13 protein-coding genes are annotated in these 17,783 nt (G+C 74.5%); 1 reads left to right on the top strand and 12 read right to left on the bottom strand.

The window, feature by feature from the left end; genetic code table 11:
- Positions 1 to 30: 30 nt before the first annotated feature.
- From R2737_09070 to hflX, 6 genes are all read right to left on the bottom strand, one after another.
- Positions 31 to 471: a hypothetical protein gene (locus tag R2737_09070; protein ID MEZ5116405.1), complete on the bottom strand. Its 441-nt coding sequence runs from the start codon at positions 469 to 471 to the stop codon at positions 31 to 33.
- Between the two features lie 144 nt (positions 472 to 615).
- A complete protein-coding gene (locus tag R2737_09065) occupies positions 616 to 2,697 on the bottom strand; it encodes an ATP-dependent DNA helicase (protein ID MEZ5116404.1) in 2,082 nt (693 codons plus the stop codon).
- A gap of 10 nt (positions 2,698 to 2,707) precedes the next feature.
- On the bottom strand, positions 2,708 to 4,675 hold the full coding sequence (locus R2737_09060; protein ID MEZ5116403.1) for a heparinase II/III family protein: 1,968 nt from the start codon (positions 4,673 to 4,675) through the stop codon (positions 2,708 to 2,710).
- Between the two features lie 35 nt (positions 4,676 to 4,710).
- Entirely contained in the window at positions 4,711 to 5,544 is an 834-nt protein-coding gene (locus R2737_09055; GenBank protein ID MEZ5116402.1) for an EAL domain-containing protein, read from the bottom strand.
- The gene (locus R2737_09050; protein MEZ5116401.1) at positions 5,487 to 7,412 is read right to left on the bottom strand and encodes a sensor domain-containing diguanylate cyclase; all 1,926 of its coding nucleotides are present in this window, start codon (positions 7,410 to 7,412) and stop codon (positions 5,487 to 5,489) included. Before R2737_09050 ends, R2737_09055 begins: the two co-directional genes overlap by 58 nt.
- Before the next feature lie 181 nt (positions 7,413 to 7,593).
- A complete protein-coding gene (gene hflX, locus R2737_09045) occupies positions 7,594 to 9,051 on the bottom strand; it encodes a GTPase HflX (protein MEZ5116400.1) in 1,458 nt (485 codons plus the stop codon).
- A 77-nt stretch (positions 9,052 to 9,128) separates the two neighbouring features.
- On the opposite strand from hflX, the gene R2737_09040 reads away from it, so the two are divergent.
- A complete protein-coding gene (locus tag R2737_09040) occupies positions 9,129 to 10,094 on the top strand; it encodes an enoyl-CoA hydratase/isomerase family protein (protein MEZ5116399.1) in 966 nt (321 codons plus the stop codon).
- Positions 10,095 to 10,102: 8 nt separating this feature from the next.
- On the opposite strand, the gene R2737_09035 is transcribed toward R2737_09040, so the two are convergent.
- The 6 genes from R2737_09035 to R2737_09010 are packed head-to-tail and all read right to left on the bottom strand — an operon-like array spanning position 10,103 to position 17,639.
- The gene (locus R2737_09035; GenBank protein MEZ5116398.1) at positions 10,103 to 11,728 is read right to left on the bottom strand and encodes an MFS transporter; all 1,626 of its coding nucleotides are present in this window, start codon (positions 11,726 to 11,728) and stop codon (positions 10,103 to 10,105) included.
- Between the two features lie 37 nt (positions 11,729 to 11,765).
- Positions 11,766 to 13,127, bottom strand: coding sequence for an alpha/beta fold hydrolase (locus R2737_09030; GenBank protein ID MEZ5116397.1), 1,362 nt, complete (start codon positions 13,125 to 13,127; stop codon positions 11,766 to 11,768).
- The gene (locus R2737_09025) at positions 13,094 to 14,680 is read right to left on the bottom strand and encodes a GMC family oxidoreductase N-terminal domain-containing protein (protein MEZ5116396.1); all 1,587 of its coding nucleotides are present in this window, start codon (positions 14,678 to 14,680) and stop codon (positions 13,094 to 13,096) included. Before R2737_09025 ends, R2737_09030 begins: the two co-directional genes overlap by 34 nt.
- Positions 14,677 to 15,546 carry a diaminopimelate epimerase gene (gene dapF / locus R2737_09020; GenBank protein ID MEZ5116395.1) on the bottom strand — a complete coding sequence of 290 codons (870 nt, stop codon included), beginning with the start codon at positions 15,544 to 15,546 and terminating at the stop codon, positions 14,677 to 14,679. The genes R2737_09025 and dapF overlap by 4 nt, the downstream gene beginning before the upstream one ends.
- A 13-nt stretch (positions 15,547 to 15,559) precedes the next feature.
- Positions 15,560 to 16,465, bottom strand: coding sequence for a hypothetical protein (locus R2737_09015; protein MEZ5116394.1), 906 nt, complete (start codon positions 16,463 to 16,465; stop codon positions 15,560 to 15,562).
- Positions 16,466 to 16,499: 34 nt separating this feature from the next.
- Entirely contained in the window at positions 16,500 to 17,639 is a 1,140-nt protein-coding gene (locus tag R2737_09010) for a glycosyltransferase family 4 protein (GenBank protein ID MEZ5116393.1), read from the bottom strand.
- Positions 17,640 to 17,783: the final 144 nt, after the last annotated feature.

The raw sequence follows: 17,783 nt of genomic DNA, 5'->3' as shown, positions 1-17,783 counted from the left end.
CGACCCGGAAGACGGTCCGGTCCGGGCCGGTCAGCCGCGCAGGGTCAAGACGCAGCGCTCCCCGCTCGAGGCGCGAGCGCTGACCGTCACCCGGTCCGTGCCGGGGCGGTCGCGCAGGTAGCGCCAGACGTCGACCTCTCCGTCGCCGTCGGCGCGCTTGGTGATCGCGTGCGTCAGACTTCCGTTGTGCCGCACGGTGAACGTCCACGACGTGCGGCGCGGTCCGACGATCTCGGCGTCGACCTCCAGCTGCCGCCCGTCACGCTCCAGGACGCCCATCATCCGCGCGGACCGGCTGCAGCTGACGAGCTCCCGGTCGAGGATCCGCGCGGTGGGCCCCGCGGACGGCTGGGCCGCGGGGACGGACGCTGCTCCGGGGACGATCGGTGCCGCCACGGCGGGCGACACCGGTGCCAGCGGCGCCACCAGCGCTGCGGCGAGGACGGACGGGGCGATCCAGCGACGATGCATCACGTTCTCCTGTCGTCAGGGCGGCGGGCGCCGCCGTGGACAGGTCTCTCCCGACGGCGTGGGCCGTCCTGGTGACCGGGCGCGGGAACGCCGTACTGACGACCACCAGCGAGCGGGATACTCCCCTCCTAGACAGTCTATGGCTTATTCCGGAATCTGCATTCTTGTGTCGTCGGAGGGAGACGGAGAAGCCACGACGGGGCCGCCGGCGAGCGCGGCGGTGAGCTCCCCGTCCAGCCGCCGCAGCGCGGCTCGCACCACGTCGGGATCGGTGGTGAACCAGAACGGCGGCAGGGTGTCCCGGATCGACCGGCCGTAGCCGGCCGTGGCCAGCCTCGGGTCCAGCACCGCGACCACCCCGCGGTCGCGCGGCCCCCGGATCAGCCGGCCCACCCCCTGCGCCAGCATCAGCGCCGCCCGCGGCACCGACACCGCACGGAACCCGCTCCCGCCTGCCTCGTCCACCGCGCGCTGCCGCGCGGCCAGCAACGGGTCGTCCGGGCGCGGGAAGGGCAGCCGGTCGATCACGACGCACGTGCACGACGGTCCCGGCACGTCCACGCCCTGCCACAGCGACAGCGTCCCCAGCAGGGTGGCCCGGGGGTCGGCGGCGAACCGGTCCACCAGCACCCCCACCGGGTCACCGCGGCGCTGCACCAGCAGCGGGCGGTCCTCCCGGTCGGCGAACCGCTGCTCCAGCCGCTCCGCTGCCCGGTCCACCCCCCGCCAGGACGAGAAGAGCGCCAGCGTCCGTCCGCCGGCCGCGTCCACCAGGTCGGCCAGCTCGTCGTACGCAGCGTCCGGCACGCCCTCCCTGCCCGGCGCCGGCAGCCGGGTGGGCACGTACAGGATCCCCTGACGCCGGTGGTCGAAGGGCGACCCGACGTCCAGCCCGATCCAGGCGGGTGCGTCCACCCCGGTCAGGCCGAGTGCCGCCGCGGTGCCCTCGAACGACCCCCCGACGGTCAGCGTCGCGCTGGTGACCGCGACCCCGGCCTGGGCGAACAGGGCGGTCCGCAGCAGGCCCGCCACCGACAGCGGCGCCAACCGCAGCGCCGTTGCGCGGATCTCGCCGGGGTCCAGCCAGGCCACGTCGTGCTCGGTGAGGGCCAGGAACCGCCCCGCCGTGTCGTGGACCTGCTCCAGTGCGCCGCGGGCGCGCTGACGCCGCGCGACCGCGTCCGGGTCGGAGGTGTCGCGGTCCGCGGCGACCTCCGCGAGCGCGGCGTGTCCGGCGTCTCGGACCCTGGCCAGGGCCAGGGTGAGGTCCCGGCCCGGCGGGTCCAGCCGCTGCGGTCCGCGCACGCCCTCCGACGCCGCGCGCATCGCGGCGTCGAGCTCCTCGGCGGCGTCGCGCAGCAGGTCCACGACGTCGGCCTCGACCAGCGCCCGGGCCGAGGTCGCGGCCCGGTCGACCAGCCGGCCGGTCAGCTCCAGGGTGACCGCCTGGGTCGCCCGGTCGACCAGCTCGTGCCCCTCGTCGACCACGACGGCGTCGTGCTCGGGCAGCACCGGGATGCCCTCGAGTACGCCGATGGCGAGCAGGGCGTGGTTGGTCACCACCACGTCTGCCTCGCGCGCCGCGTCGCGGGCCCGCTCGGCGAAGCACTCCTCCCCGAACCGGCAGCGCTGGCGCCCCACGCACTCGCGTGCACTCACCGAGACCGCCCGCCACACCCGCGGGTCCACCGGGGTGTCCAGGTCGTCGCGGTCGCCGGTGTCCGTACGGTCAGCCCAGGCCCGCACCGCCACCGCCTGCCGACCCAGCGGTCCGGTCGCCCCCGCGTCGAACAGGGCGTCCTCGTCGTCGGCGGGCCCGCCCTCCAGTCGCTCCCGGCACAGGTAGTTGTGCCGGCCCTTGAGTACCGCGTACGTGGCCGGACGCGGCAGCAGCGGCGCGACCGCGTCGACCACGCGGGGCAGGTCGCGCTCGACCAGCTGCCGCTGCAGGGCGAGGGTCGCGGTGGCGACGACCACTCGCGTGTCGGCGCGCACGGAGTGCAGGACGGCGGGGACGAGGTACGCCACCGACTTGCCGGTCCCGGTACCGGCCTGCACCAGCAGGGCGGTGCGGTGCTCCAGGGCGTCGGCCACCGCGTGCGCCATCCGGACCTGGCCGTCGCGGTGCTCCCCGTCGAGGGCGTCGACCACCGCGGCCAGCGCGCGGTCCAGATCGGGGTCGTCGCGCGGCTCGGACGCCGACGCGCCGTCGTCCCCGTCGGTCACCGGGGGCGGGTCACGGGGCCGGGGCCACCGGGTCGCCGAACTCGTCCACCGGGGGCGGGGGCGGTCCGGCGTATCCGGTGGTGGCGTCCAGCTTCAGCTGCTCGGTGACGCCGCCGGAGGACACCACCAGGCTGATCGCGTCGTCGGTGAGGCTCAGGTCCTTGACGACGACGTCGTCGGGCGCGCCCGCGCGCAGCGGGGCGAGCAGCGTCACGAAGCGCGCCTTCTTGCCCCACAGCACAGCCTCCACGGCCGGCGCCGGTGTGAGCTCGCGGTAGGTGGTGCTGCGCCAGCCCACCCAGCGCGGGTCCTTCACGCCGTTGTAGACCCGGCGGGTCGGCCGGTCGCCCAGCCACAGGATGGCCAGGTTCGCCCCGGGGCCCGAGGTCACCGCGCGGCCGCCGAACAGCCCGGTCGCCACCGTCTTGTCGGCGCCGAGGTTCCAGCGCTGGACGACGGCGCGACTGCTGGACTGGGTGATCCGGTCGTCGACCAGGACCCAGCCGCCGGCGCGGGAGAACAGGAACCGGCGGTTCCAGTTCACCCCGGAGACCGAGTTGACCTGCACCGAGACCATGTCCCACCCGTCGCCGTGGCTCTCGGCCAGCAGCGGGGCCTCGTTCTCCGGGCGGTACGTCGCGTTGGGCACGTCCACGACGTTGTGCGAGGCGCGGGACACCATGTACGAGCGGGCCTCGCCGCCGAGGTAGGCGTACAGGCCGCCGTCCCAGATCAGCCGCGAGCCGTAGTTGTAGAGCTCGAACGAGCCGAGGTCCTGGTGGCCGTGCACCTGGTCCTGCGGCGCCTGGCCGAACTTCAGCCAGAACGCGGCCTGGTCGGCAGCGGGCCGGGTGGCGTCGCCCCAGCCGGACCGGCCGAACGTGTAGCCGCGGCTGTAGGTCTTCCACAGCGTGTCCGGCGGGGTGCCCGAGGCGCCCTGGTAGCGGACGTACTCCGCCGGGGTGCCCTTGAGGCCGTTCATCAGGTCCAGCACGGTGTCGCCGATCATCATCGGCGTCCCGTCCGGCATCAGCGCGTGGGCCAGGAAGTCGTCCATCAGCTCGATCCGCGCGAACTCCGGCGGCGCGGTACGGCCGCACAGGCGCACCCGGGCCTCCGCGTCGGAGTACCACTCCCAGTTGAGCTTCTGGTAGGTCACCGAGCCCTCGTCGCTGACGCCCTCGGGGTCGATGCTGCGCTTGACCAGCTCGGTCAGCCGCTGCTCGCCGAGGTCGGCGTACTCGGGCACGGACGTGGCGCAGCCGATCGCGATCAGGCCCTGGTCCATCCACAGCGCGTGGTTGCCGATCCCGGGGTACTCCGCGGGGTCGGCCAGGTAGACCGCGTGCTGCACGAGCAGGTCGGGCAGGTAGTCCTCCGTACCGACCCGGCCGAGCTTGCACAGGTAGACGATCGCCCGCTCCGCGGCGTTGATGCGGAACCACGCCCACGGCGAGGCGGGGTTGTCGCGGGGGTTGTCCACGGCCCAGTCGCGCAGCAGGGCGTTGTAGCGGTCGAGCATCGCCTGGTTGCCGGTGCGCTGCCCCTCACGACGGAGCACGTCGACCCAGGTGAGCCGGTGGTAGCGCGAGACCCAGTTGGCGTCGCCGTAGGGGTCCTCCGCCCACGTCGGGTCCTGCGGCAGCGGCCACGGCTCGAAGTCGCCGAGCTGCAGCTGCCCGGCCATGATCTGCGCGGCCCGCTCGGCGTCGGTCTTGCCGCGCTGCTCCAGGTCGCTGTCGTCGATCGGGGTGACGGGGGCGCCGAAGCACTGGTCGGCCGCCTCACCGGGCACCAGCCGCACCAGCGGCTTGCGAGGCACGGGGAACGGCTCGTCGGCGTACGCGCTGCCCGCGAGCAGCGGGAGCAGGCCGGCGGCGACGGCAGCGGCGGTGACGGTGGCGAGCAGCGCCAGCGGGCGGCGGCGGGGCCGGTGCGCGCGGCAGGTGGGCGCGGGCGCCCCCGTGGTGTCCGTCACCGGACGAGGGTAACCGCTGCGGTGGGGTGCCCCGGTCACCGGGCGGGCGGCTGTGGACCGCCGGACCCCGACCTGCGGGCGGCGGGGACGGGCCGGCCCGGGGACCGCTCGGCCAGCCAGCGGCACACGTCCTCCCGCGGCATCGGCCGGGCGTACAGGTAGCCCTGGGCCAGGTCCGCGCCCATCGCCAGCAGCAGCTCGGCCTGGGACTGTGTCTCCACACCCTCGGCCACCGACCGGATCCGCAGCGTCCGGCACAGCTGCAGCAGGCCCCGCACGAGGGCGAGCTCGTCGCCGGCGCCCTCGATCCGGGAGACGAACGACCGGTCGACCTTGACCACGTCCACGGGCATCCGGGCGAGCAGGGACAGCGAGGAGAAGCCGGTCCCGAAGTCGTCCAGAGCCACGGACACACCGGCCGAGCGCAGCGCGGCGAGGACACCCGCCGGGTCGTCCGCGGCGGAGAACAGGGCCGTCTCGGTGACCTCCACGGTCATCCGCCCCGGCGGCACCGACCGCTGCGCCAGCGCCTCGTCCACCAGCAGCGGAAGCCGCGAGGTCACCGACGGCGGACCGACGTTGACGGCGATGTGCAGGGGGCGGCCGACCTCCTGCTCGAAGGCCGACTGGTCGTCCAGCGCCGCCCCGAGGACCCAGCGGGTGAGGTCGTCGGACAGGCCGGCCCGCTCGGCCAGGCCGACGAACTGGTCCGGGCCCAGCAGGCCGCGAGTGGGGTGGTGCCACCGGACCAGCGCCTCGACGCCCTCGGGCCGGCCCGTCGCCAGGTCGACGATCGGCTGGTAGTACAGCGTCAGGCCCCCGGCGAGCAGGGTCCGGCGGAGGTCGACCTCCAGGCCCACCTCGGCCATCCGCAGCGCGTGCACCTCGGCGTCGAAACGGATCGGGCCTGCAGGTCACCGGCCCGGGCCCGGTCGGTGGCCACCTCCGCGTGCCGCAACAGCTCGTCGGCCGTCTGCTCCTCGGACTCCAGGACGGAGTAGCCCACGTGGCAGGCCATCGGCAGCCCGTCGCCGCGGAGGTCCGCCAGCGGCTCGAGGGTGGCGAGCAGGTGGGCGACGGAGTCCACGACCCGGCCGTCCAGCCACCCCGGTGCGCAGGCGTCCTCCCCCGGGGTCGGCTCCGGCTCCACCAGGACCGCGAACTCGTCGCCGCCCACGCGACCCACCACGCGGCCACCGCACGCGGCGCACGCGTCGACGACCTCCGCGACCCGCCGCAGCAGCTCGTCGCCGGCCTGGTGCCCGTGCGCGTCGTTGACCAGTCCGAACCGGACGAGGTCGAGGACCACGACGGCGGAGCGGCCGGGAGATCCGAGCCCGGTCGGCGCACACGCCCGCAGGAACCCCAGCCGGTTGGGCAGCCCGGTGAGCCCGTCGACCAGCCTGAGCGTCTCGGTGAGCCGCTCCTCCCCGTGCGCGTCCGTCAGCGCCACCACGTAGGCCTGCAGCCCGCCGCCGTCGGCCAGCACGGAGACGACGAGCTGGAGGTCGATCGGTTCCGCGGCCTCACTGCCATGCGGAGGCCGCGTTCGGGCCGCGCACGTGGCCGCGGCGTCCGGGTCGCGCGCGGCGTCGGCCAGGGTCAACCGCCAGTCCCGCAGGTCCAGCTCCACCAGCTCGGCCAGGTCCCGTCCCACCGCCAGGGGTGCGGAGACGCCGAGCAGGTCGCTGGCCGTCGCGCTGGCGAAGATGACGCGCCCCGACAGGTCCACGAGCACGGTCGCGTCGCCGGAGCCCCCGGACAGGGACCGGAACCACCGCTCCTGCACGACGGCCTGCAGCTCCCGCTCGGCGGCGGACTCCCGCAGCCGGCGGGCCTCGCGTCCGGACAGCAGGAACAGCGCCAGGGTGGCCACCACGACGGTGAGGACGAGTGCCACCATCGGCCAGCCGAGGGTGGCCGACACCGGGTCGGGCGTGACGGCGTACGCGGCCAGGCTGCCCAGCCCGAGCGCCAGGGCGACGCCCGGCAGCGCGACCGCCCAGAACTCGCGCCGCCGCAGGTCACGAGGGCCTTCCTCCTCCACCACGTCACGGCCCACCGCCTGGGCACCGGTGACGCAGCCCGTGACGAAGAACAGCGTCGCGGCCACCGCCAGCCCACGCGTTCCCAGGACGTCGAAGCGGAAGGCCAGGATCGCGGCCGCCGTCACCTGGGCGGCAGCGGCGATGACCAGCTCCAGCTGCCGTACCGCAATCCCCCCGGGGCGGCGCTGGCGCATGACGACGTAGACGAGGACGCCCACGGTCCCGCTCACGGCCCCGATGTGGCTGGCCTCCTGCACGTTGAGGCCGTCGTCCAGGTCCAGCGGCAGCAGCCACAGCACCGACACGGTCACGGCCAGCGCTGCGACGACGCCCTGCAGGGCGTCCAGCGCCGCCTCCCAGGAGTCCCGCAGCGGTGGTGCGGGGAGGATCAGCAGGGCCACCGCGAAGAGCGGCGACCCGGCGAAGTAGCCGACGTCGAGCCAGAAGCCGCCCTGCTCCGGGTTGAGTGCGAAGGCGGTGACGCCGGCGTAGACCAGCAGCCCAGCCACCGTGAGCAGCGTCCACGCCAGCAGCGAGCGGCCGTGGTCACGGGGCCAGCGCCATACCAGCGCTCCGACCTGCAGCACCGCGGCCAGCGCGGTGATGAGGACCACCACCCAGCGGGCCGCGGTGCCGCCGAGCGGGGCGTCGCTGGTCAGCCGGACCCCGAGCCCGACGACGACGGCCACCGCGACGACGAGGGTGAGAGGCCGCAGGGGCGGCCACCGGTCCGTCGTGGCACCGCGACCGCGCGCCACTGCACCGCCCTGGGGCACGATCCCTGGATACACCGCGTGATCGCCCGTGTCCTGCCGGGCACCGTGCGCACTCGCAGACCCGTCCGGACGCCGCTGCGCCCCGGCGGCGCCGTCAGGCGGTGAAGTCCGTCAGGTCCGCGGCCAGGTGCCCCGGAACCCGCGCGCTGAGGACCGTGCCGTCGGCGGTGTGGTCCTCGGCCAGGACCTCCCCCTCGGCATGGATGCGGGACACCAGGTCGCCGCGGGTGTACGGCAGCAGGACCGCCACCTCGACGTCCGGGCGGGGCAGGTCGGCGTCGATCGCCACCAGCAGGTCGTCCATGCCGCGGCCGGTGCGCGCGGACAAGACGACGGCGTGCGGCTCCCGGCGCAGCAGCCGGGCGAGCACGTCGGGGTCCGCCGCGTCGGCCTTGTTGACGACGACCACCTCGGGCACGTCCCCGGCGCCGATGTCGTGGAGGACCTCGCGGACGGCCGCGATCTGGCCCTCGGGGAAGTCGTCGCTGCCGTCCACCACGTGCAGGACCAGGTCGGCGTCCGCGACCTCCTCCAGCGTGGAGCGGAACGCCTCGACCAGCTGGTGCGGCAGGTGCCGGACGAAGCCGACGGTGTCCGCAAGGGTGAACTCGCGGCCCCCCGGGGTGCGGGCGCGCCGCACCGTGGGGTCGAGGGTGGCGAACAGGGCGTTCTCCACCAGCACCCCGGCGCCGGTGAGCCGATTGAGCAGGCTGGACTTGCCGGCATTGGTGTAGCCGGCGATGGCGACGGCGGGGACGCCCGTCCGGCGGCGCTGGGCGCGCTGGGTGACGCGGGCGGTCTCCATCTGGCGCAGCTCCCGGCGCAGCTTCGACATCTGCGCCCGGATCCGGCGACGGTCGGTCTCGATCTTGGTCTCGCCCGGACCCCGGGTGCCGACCCCGCCGGTCGCGCCGCCGGCGCGGCCGCCGGCCTGGCGGGACAGCGACTCGCCCCAGCCGCGCAGGCGCGGCAGCAGGTACTGCATCTGCGCCAGCGACACCTGGGCCTTGCCCTCCCGGCTGCGGGCGTGCTGGGCGAAGATGTCCAGGATCAGCCAGGTCCGGTCGACGACCTTGACCTTGACGATGTCCTCGAGCTGGCGCAGCTGCCCCGGGGTCAGCTCGCCGTCGCAGATCACCGTGTCCGCCCCGGTGGCCACCACGATGTCGCGCAGCTCGCGCGCCTTGCCCGAGCCGACGTACGTGGCGGCGTCCGGCTTGTCCCGGCGCTGCACCAGGCCCTCGAGCACGACCGACCCGGCGGTCTCGGCCAGCCGGGCCAGCTCGGCCAGGCTGCGCTCGGCGTCGGCGAGGGTACCCTCGGTCCACACCCCGATGAGGACCACCCGCTCGAGGCGGACCTGGCGGTACTCGACCTCGGTGATGTCCTCGAGCTCGGTGGACAACCCGGCCACCCGGCGCAGGGCCTGGCGGTCCTCGAGGTCGAGGACACCGGTCTGCGGGTCGTCGTGGTCGTCGGTCGTGACGCGGGCGTCGATCTCGGCGGCATGGGGGTCCGCAGGGGCGGACGGCACGGGAAGCGGCTCACTCATCGCGTCCAGGGTCCCACGCCGGCGCGGGATGGGCGACGCCGATTCTGCGCGGGCCGTCCGTGCGCCAGGATCGGACCGTGACGAACGACACCGCCGGGTACGACGACCTGGACACCCTCAGCTGCCACTGGGACGAGCCGCAGGTGGTGGCCGACGACGGGCGAGCGGTGCGGGTCCTGGTCGCCCGGGTGACCAATCCCGCGCACGAGTTGCTGGACGCGGCCGTGCTGGCCGACCTCGACGTGCTGGGCCGCCGGGTGCAGACGGACGAGCGGGTCGGCGCGCTGGTGCTGACCGGCCCGCGGCCGGGGGTGTTCGTCCCCCACTACGCCCTCGGCGAGATCGCGGAGGGGTCCGAGCGGATCGGGCTGCCGACGCCGTACCCGCTGGCCCGCGCGACCCTGGCAGCCGTGGGAGCAGTCACCCGGGTCCCGGGAGTGGCGCGGCTGCTCGCACGGACACCGGCGTCCGGTGTCGTGGAGCTGCTGCGTACCCAGCAGGCCCTGACCCGGCTGGAGCTGCTTCCGGTCGCGGTGGTCGCCGCGATCGACGGCGACGCGCAGGGCGGCGGCTGCGAGGTGGCGCTGGCCTGCGACGTGCGGGTGATGGGCCGCGGGCCCTATCGGATCGGGCTGCCCGAGCTGAGCGCCGGCATCCCCCCGGGCGCGGGCGGCACCCAGCGGCTGGGGCGCGCGGTCGGTCCGGCCCGGGCCCGTGCGATGGTGCTGCAGTCACGCACGCTGACGCCCGACGAGGCCCTGGCGGCCGGCCTGGTGGACCGGGTCGTGGACCGGGAGGCGGTGCTCGACGCCGCCCTGGACGTGGCCCGCCGGTGCGCCCGCCGGCCACGGGCGGCCGTCGGTGCCGCGAAGCGCTCCCTGCACGCCGCGACCAGCGGCGGCCACGGCGCCCGGGTCGAGGCGGCGTCCTTCATGTCGGTGGCGACGACCCGCGGCGCCCGGGACCGGCTGTGGGAGTTCGACCGGCTGTCCACCCCGGACGGCGCCGTCACCCCGTGGCGGGACCGGTCCTGGGTGGACTGACCGAGCAGTCAGGAGGCTTCGGACGGCTGCGGCTCCACCGGGCTGGTCGGCATGAGGGTCTCCCCCGGCCACACGTCGCCCTCGGCGGCGGCGAACGACGGGACCCGACGCCGGCCGATGACGACGAGGACCATGACGGCGGCAGCCAGCGCCACCACGCCCATCACGACCATGCTGGCCGCGATGGTCGACGACTGGGCGTTGATGGCCGCCTCCTTCAGCGCCTGCGCGGCGTCCGGCGGCAGCCCCGCGAGGATCTCCTTCAGCCCCGCGTCGTCCCCGGCCTCCAGCGCCTGGGCGTAGGCCGCCGCCTTGTCCCCGACCGCGGTCCCCGCCGTCGCGTCGACCACCTTCGACGCGGTCAGTGTTCCGACGACGGAGGTCACCAGAGCGACGCCGAGCGCCGCGGGGACGTTGAACGTCATCTGCATCAGGCCCGAGCCCATCCCCGCCTGCTCCGGCTTGACCGCGGACATGCCGGCGGTGTTGCACGCCGGCAGGGAGACGCCGACGCCGATGCCCATGAGCCCCAGCGGGACGACCATCTGCGCGAGCGTGGTCGACGGGGTGAAGGTCCCCATCCACAGCAGCGCCACGCCCTGGGCGGCGAGGGCGGCCGTGAGCGGGATGCCCGGCCCGAAGCGGTCCACCAGTCGACCCGCGATCGGCTCGACCACCATGCACAGGCCGGTGGTGATGACGATGACCCAGCTGGCCTTCACCGGTGAGAAGCCCAGGACCTCGATGAAGTACAGCGCGCCGACGAACGTGAGCATCGGGATGTAGACGAACCCGACCGCGGACTCGGCGAAGAACGCGCCGGAGAACAGCCGTTCCCGCCACAGCGCGAAGTCCACCAGCGGGAACTCCTTGCGCGTCTCGACGACACCGAAGGCCGCGAGCAGCAGCACGCCGAGCACGATGGTGCCCCACGTGCCGGGCAGCTCCCACCCGTTGGACGAGTTCTGCAGGCCGAACGTCAGCAGGGTGATGCCGACCCCGCCGAGGACCAGCCCCAGGACGTCGTAGGAGCCCGCGGCCAGGACGGAGGTGTAGCCGCGCGTCGCGGCCAGCGTCACGACGATCACCGCGACCGTGAGCGGAACGGCGATCCAGAAGACCCAACGCCAGGACAGCAGGTCGAGCATGTAGCCGGCGAACAGCGGCCCGATGAGCAGCCCGAAGCCGTGCGCGAACCCCCAGACCCCCACCGCGAACCCGCGGCGCACGGAGGGGAATGAGTTCACCACGATCGACAGGGTCGCGGGCGCGGAGATGCCGATGCCGACGCCCTGGACGGCACGTCCCGCGACCATCAACAGGCCGCTGAGCGCGACCGCCGACATCACCAGGCCGACGCCGAACACCACGAAGCCCGCGACGATCAGCCTGACCTCGCCGAGGATGTCCCCGAGACGGCCGCCGGCGACGAGCGCGGCGCCGAACGCCAGCGAGTACGCCGTGATGGTCCACGTCTGCCCCGCGAGGGACATGTCGAGGTCGTCCTTGATCACCGGCAGGGCCGGCCCGATCACCGTGGAGAACATCTGGGCGATCAGTGCCCCGAAGCCCATCGCGGCCAGGATCGCCCAGGCCTTCGCGGAGACCCGTTGCGCCACATCAGGTTCCGGCATGTCTGCCTCCGTGACTCGGTCCCGTCCGTCGGTCCGATCAGCCTCCGCCGACGGCGCGGTCCAGCCAGTCGAAGACCACCTCGTTGCGGTACTGCGGTGCCATCGGGGCGTCGTGCAGCTGGGCGCCGTTCGCCGCGGTCATGCGTACGAACGCCTTCGGCCGGCGCAGCGCGTCGTACGCCTTGCGGCCCTGCCCCACGAAGAACTGGTCGTCCTCGTACGACAGCACCAGGGCCGGGCACGACACCTGCTTGAGCACGTCGGCGTCGTGGTAGCGCGGGATCGTGTTGGCCAGGGTCCACACGTCCTGCGGGGGCTTGCCCGCCCGCGCGTCCCGCAGGAACGAGCGACCGAAGATCTCCGACCGCTTCATCAGCGTGAAGCGCTCCTGCGGGGACATCCCGGGGATGATGTCGCGCTGCCAGATGGAGTTCGCCTGCGCGCGCGGCATCTCGCCCAGCTTGAGGATGTCCGGCGGCCACGCCACGGCCAGGTTCACGAAGCCCGGGTCGAGGACGATCCCGGCGAGGCGGTGCTCGAACGCGGCGGCGCGTCCGACCAGCAGCCCCGAGAACGACCACCCGGTCAGCGCGATCCGCCGCGGGTCCACGTCCGGGCGCGAGACCAGGTAGTCCACGACCGGCGTGATGACCTTCTCCCACTTCGGCCGGAACGGGATCTGCCGGACGAACAGGGTCGACCCCTGGCCCGGGCCGTCGTACACCAGCGCGTTCCAGCCGCGACGCAGTGCTTCGGCGACGCCGTACGCCCATACGTCGACGTTCTGCGCGTCGCTTCCGTTCTGCACGATCACGGTGCGCCGCCGGCGACCGTCGTCGCTGGGCCGCAGGAACCACCCGGGCAGGTACGACGTGCCGTACGGGATCCGGACGCGCTCGGGCCGTGGTCGGTGCAGCCGCATGGCCGCGGTCCACTGCCGGTCCATGGTCAGGTAGACGTCCTCCTCCCTGCCCGGCGTGCGGGTGGCGAGGATGAAGAACAGCACCTGGTCCCAGTACTGGGCGGCGCGCAGGTGCGCGGCGAACGCGGTCGCGGCGTCGCCCCTGCGCTCCCGGGCGGCGGCATACGTCGCCAGTTGCCGGGCCATCGCGGCGAACGCGTCGCTGTAGGACTGGTAGGTGGCGCCCTGGGGGCCGACCGAGTTGGCCTTGGCCACCGCGGTGACGACCTCGCCGACCTCGCCGGACCCGTATCCGGCGGCGCCGAGTGCGAACAGGGCCATGAAGTTCATGTCGTCGTCGTCCACCAGCTGCAACGGGAGCTTGGGCGAGGACGCTCGTGGGGAGCGGGCCGTCGGCTGCGCGGCGGCGACCGCCGGGGCCAGGGCCCAGGCGGCGCCGGCGGTCAGGCCGGAAAGGAGGAGGGTGCGGCGTTCCACGATCCGGTAGTACCACCATCGACCCCCGTGTGGCGCGCCAGAGCGCGCTCGGCGAGGGCCGTGATGGTCAGGCTCGGGTTGACCCCGACGTTCGCGGGCACGGCGGCGCCGTCGACGACGTACAGCCCGTCGTAGGTCTCCCCGGACGGCCCGGCGAACACGCGGTGCTCGGTGTCGACCGTGCCGTCCTCCGGCCGACCCGCGACGACCGCCCCGCCGAGGATGTGCGCGGTGGCGCCGATCCCGAGCAGCGGGTCCATCAGAGTGCCGTACGCCCGCCCGCCGGACGCTGCCGCCACCGCCCGGCCCGCGGCGTTGGCCTGCGGCAGGTAGGTCGGCACCGGGGCGGCCCCGTCCGCGAGCCGGGACGCCAGCCGCCAGCCCAGCGGCCCGCGGCGGTAGTCCAGCGCGAGCTCGTTGTCGTCGTGCTGCATCACGGTGAGGACGGTGACCCGCTCGTTCCAGCGTCGGGCCCGCTGGTTCGCGGTGGCCGCGCCGGGGGACGTCAGGAAGCCGGACACGGTGCGGCGCAGGCGTTCACGTCGCGTGTCACCGTCGACGAGCGGTGACAGGTACCACTTCATGAACCCGTAGGAGTGCGGGAACCGGTTGTTGGTGACGTGCGTGGCCGGGTCGGGCCAGAAGTCGCTGGAGATGGTGGCGCCGTCGGTCACGTCGACCGATCGGTCCGGCTGCAGGACCGCGACGAAGGCCTCCGAGTTGGTCCGCACGTGCTGACCGGTCGCCGGGGACAGCCAGGGCAGCGTCCGGTGGCGGTGCCGCGACGCCAGCAACAACTCGGTGGTTCCGAGCACGCCGGCGGCGAGGTAGACCTCCCGGGCCGTGACCGAGCCGGCGGACGCGTTGCGCCGCACCGGGTCCACCACGTCGACCCGCCAGCCGCCGCCGTCCAGCGGCACGACCCTGGTGGCCTTGGATCGCGGCATCACGACGGCGCCGAGCCCCTCCGCCTGCTCCAGGTAGGTGCGGTCGATCGTGCGCTTGGCGCCGTGCGGGCAGCCGGTGATGCACCCGCCGCAGCGCTGGCAGGCGTCGAAGTCGATGCCCTGCAGCGTGGTGCCGTAGGTGTCCCCCACGCCCAGGGACTCCGCGGCCGCGCGCAGCCACGCGTCCTGCTCGGAGTGGTAGGGGTTCGGGGCGCGGCCGAGGACCTCCGCGGCGGTGGCGAAGTGCGGCGCCAGCTCGGCCTGCCAGTCCACACCGGTCGCGGTCCAGCCCTGGGCGGACCAGGCCTCCTCGGCCGGCTCCAGCAGGACGGCGGCGTAGACCAGCGAGCCGCCGCCGACGCCGATCCCCTGCACCACGATCACGTGGCGCAGCAGGGCCTGCCGGAAGTAGCCGCGCAGCCCGGCCGCGGGGGCCCACAGCATCCGGGTGGTGGAGCGGGCGCCGACGCGGAAGTCCTCCGCGGTGAACCGGCGGCCCTGCTCGAGCACGGCGACGGACCGACCGGCCTGCGCGGCCCGCAGCGCGGCGACGCCGCCGCCGAACCCCGACCCCACGACGAGCACGTCGTGGTCGAGCCGGCTCACCCGGCGGACTCCCACCACTCGGCGAGGATCTCCCCCTCGGCCACCAGGACCGCGGGACCGGCCAGGTCGAGCGAGCCGTCCTCGTGCTCGGTGACGTGGACGGTGCCGCCGGGTACGTCGACCCGCCAGGTGCGGTCGGCGGACGCCCCGTCGCGCCGGCGGGCGGCGTACGCCACCGCGCAGGCGCCGGTGCCGCACGACAGGGTCTCCCCGACCCCCCGCTCGAAGACCCGCATGGCCACGTGCGCCGGGCCGCGGTCCACTACGAACTCCACGTTGACCCCATCCGGGAACGCCGCGCCGGGCGTGACCTCGGGTGGGGTGTCCAGCGGGCCGGCGTGCCGCAGGTCGTCGACGAACGCGACGGCGTGCGGGTTGGGCACGAGCACCCCGGTCGCCGCCCAGTCCCGCTCCCCCACCCGGACCCGGATCTCGGCACCCCCCGCGTCGGCGACGGCCGAGCCCATCCCGACGACCACGTCACCGACCGGGTCGACGTGGGCGTGCCGGACGCCGCCGCGGGTGACGAACCGCAGCTCCCCGGCGGGCGCAAGGCCGGCGGTGACCAGGTAGCGGGCGAACACCCGCGCGCCGTTGCCGCACATCTCCGCGACCGAGCCGTCGGCGTTGCGGTAGTCCATGAAGAACCGCGCCTCGTCGGCCCACGGCGCGCCGTCCGGGTCGTCGATCGCCGGCACCACGCGCAGCACCCCGTCCGCCCCGAGTCCGAACCGCCGGTCGCACACCGCGCGGACCCGCTCCGGGGTCAGGTCCAGCCGGCCCTCGAGGTCGGGGAGCAGGACGAAGTCGTTGCCGGTCCCGTGCCCCTTGAGGAACGGGACCGCCCCGGGCAGGTCGTGGATCACGACGACCCGCCGGCTACTTCACCGTGACGGTGAGGACGGGGGACTCGCCGGGCGCGGTGAACAGGGACCCGCGCTCCCCCGGCGTGAGCAGCTTGTACTGGGCCGTGGTCGACGGCTTGGCGGTGAAGGTGACGACGCCGCTGGCGTTGGACTTCACCGGCGCGGCCGACGACCAGTTGCCGGTGGTCCCGTTGCGGAACTGAAGCGTCACGGTGGCGTTGGGGTAGGCGACGTAGCCCGACGCACGGGCGAACTTCACCACGCCGGTCAGCTTCAGCGGCTTGCCCTTGGGCACCGGGGACTTCACCGGCTTCAGCGCGAGCTGGGTCTGCCGCAGGATGACCAGGGGCGTGCGCGGGGACATCTGGCGCAGCACCGTCGGCGGCAGCGCGTCGGCCTTCTCCAACATCCGGAAGTCGCCGTTGAGCGCGAACGAGTCGTACCGGTCACGGGTGCGGAACAGCACCAGCTCGTAGCGGCCGGCGTCGTCCGCGTCCGCGGTCCCGCCGGAGCCCCAGTAGCCGTCGAACACGTTCTCGGTCGCCGGGGACATCGTCAGCTGCTCGAGGACGCCGCTGCCGCGGCGCAGCCATGCCTCCACCTGGGCGACGCCGGAGCAGGTGTCGACCATCTTCACCTGGAAGGACACGTTGCGCTGCCCCGGCCCGAGCACCGTCGGGTTGCCGGTGGACAGCGTCACGTCCTCGGCCACCGGCTCGGTGGTGTCGGTGTAGTTGAACTGCGGCGCGTCGAGGTTCTCGTTCCAGGTGAGGTCGTCGCAGGACGGGGTGTAGCCGTCCGCCGGCCACGGCGGGGCGCTGGCCGCGGAGGCCGGCAGCGCGAGCGCGACCGCGACCAGGGCCACTCCCCCGGCGGTGGCGGCGGTGCGGACGGGACGGTGCGGGCGGCGCAGGCGCATTCCGGCTCCCCTTCGTGACGTCGTACGACCTGGCCTACCGTACGTGGCCCGAGCGGCGGGCCAGCGCCTGGGCGTACGCGTCGGCCACGACGTCGAGGACGTACGGCCAGGTCTGGGCCGGCGGGTGGGTCGCGTTGTGGGCGGCGATCGCCGCGGTGAGAGCGGGGTCCCGCCCGAGCCGGACCAGCGCGTCGGCCAGGCCCTCGTCGTCGGGGGCGAGGAAGCCGTCGACACCGTCGGCGACGAACTCGCCGATGCCGGTCTGGGACCGGGCCACCACGGGCAGCCCGGCGGTGCGCGCCTCCAGCGCGGCCAGCCCGAACGACTCCCTCACCGACGGCTGGACGAAGACGTCGGAGCGGGCGTACAGGTCGAGGATCTCGTCGTGGCCGAGGCGGCCGGTCAGGGTGACCCGGCCGGCGAGGTCGTGGTCGCGCAGGAACCGCTCGAGGCGGCCGCGCTCGGGGCCGTCGCCCACGAGCTGCGCGGTCAGCGTGGCGGCGGGGTCCAGCCGCACCGATGCCTGGTGCAGCACGCGCAGCAGCGGCATCGCGCGCTTGCGGGGGGCCAGCCGCATGACGGACACCACGCGCAGCCGACCGGGCGCCGGGTGGGGCGGGTGCGGGGGCCACAGCGCGGGGTCGATGCCATTGGGGACCACGAGGACGGGGTGACCCTCGCCCACCACGGCCTCGATCCGGGCGGCGGCGATCCGGCTGACCGCCGACAGTTGCACCCCGCGGTCGCTCCAGTGCACCAGGACGTCGGCGATCCGGAACGCCGGCCGGGCCCCCGGGCCCCAGACGCTGTGCACCGTCACCAGGACCGGCAGGCCGAGGCCGACGGCGGCCCGGATGCCGCCCCAGGCGAACGGGGACACGACGCCCGCGTGCACGTGCACGACGTCGACCGGGTGGTCGCGCAGGAGCCGGGTGACGTGGTGGGCGGTACGGGGATGGACCGGCAGCTCGAACGGGATGTTCGCCGCGACCCGGTGCACCGGGATGCCGTCGACGAGGTCGTCGCCGGCGCGGACCCCGTCGTGGCCGGGGGTGGCCGTGATGACCCGCACGTCGTCGCCGGCCGCCGCCTGCCGGGTGGCGAGGGCGCGCACCTGCACCTCGATGCCCCCGAGCCGGGGCAGGTAGCAGTCGCTGACGTGCGCGATCCTCACGCGTGGGACCGTAGTGCCCGCCCCCGCCGCCTTTCGGGCACATGATCCGCTTAGCGGATCGTGTGGCGAGGTTGTCCGGCGTGTCGGGGCCGTGGTCTGACACACGATCCGGGCGAGGTGACGCGTGGGGCGGGTGCGTCCGCG

Source organism: Candidatus Nanopelagicales bacterium, assembly GCA_041393815.1.
GTDB lineage: Bacteria > Actinomycetota > Actinomycetes > S36-B12 > JAWKJK01 > JAWKJK01.
Note: the sequence above shows the minus strand (reverse complement) of the source record. Positions and strands in the feature narration are given on the sequence as shown.

Coding starts and splice junctions, on each gene's coding strand:
- R2737_09015 (MEZ5116394.1), bottom strand. CDS start 16,465: ATGCGCCTGCGCCGCCCGCACCGTCCCGTCCGCACCGCCGCCACCGCC.
- R2737_09055 (MEZ5116402.1), bottom strand. CDS start 5,544: ATGGCCGAGGTGGGCCTGGAGGTCGACCTCCGCCGGACCCTGCTCGCC.
- hflX (MEZ5116400.1), bottom strand. CDS start 9,051: ATGAGTGAGCCGCTTCCCGTGCCGTCCGCCCCTGCGGACCCCCATGCC.
- R2737_09070 (MEZ5116405.1), bottom strand. CDS start 471: ATGCATCGTCGCTGGATCGCCCCGTCCGTCCTCGCCGCAGCGCTGGTG.
- R2737_09035 (MEZ5116398.1), bottom strand. CDS start 11,728: ATGCCGGAACCTGATGTGGCGCAACGGGTCTCCGCGAAGGCCTGGGCG.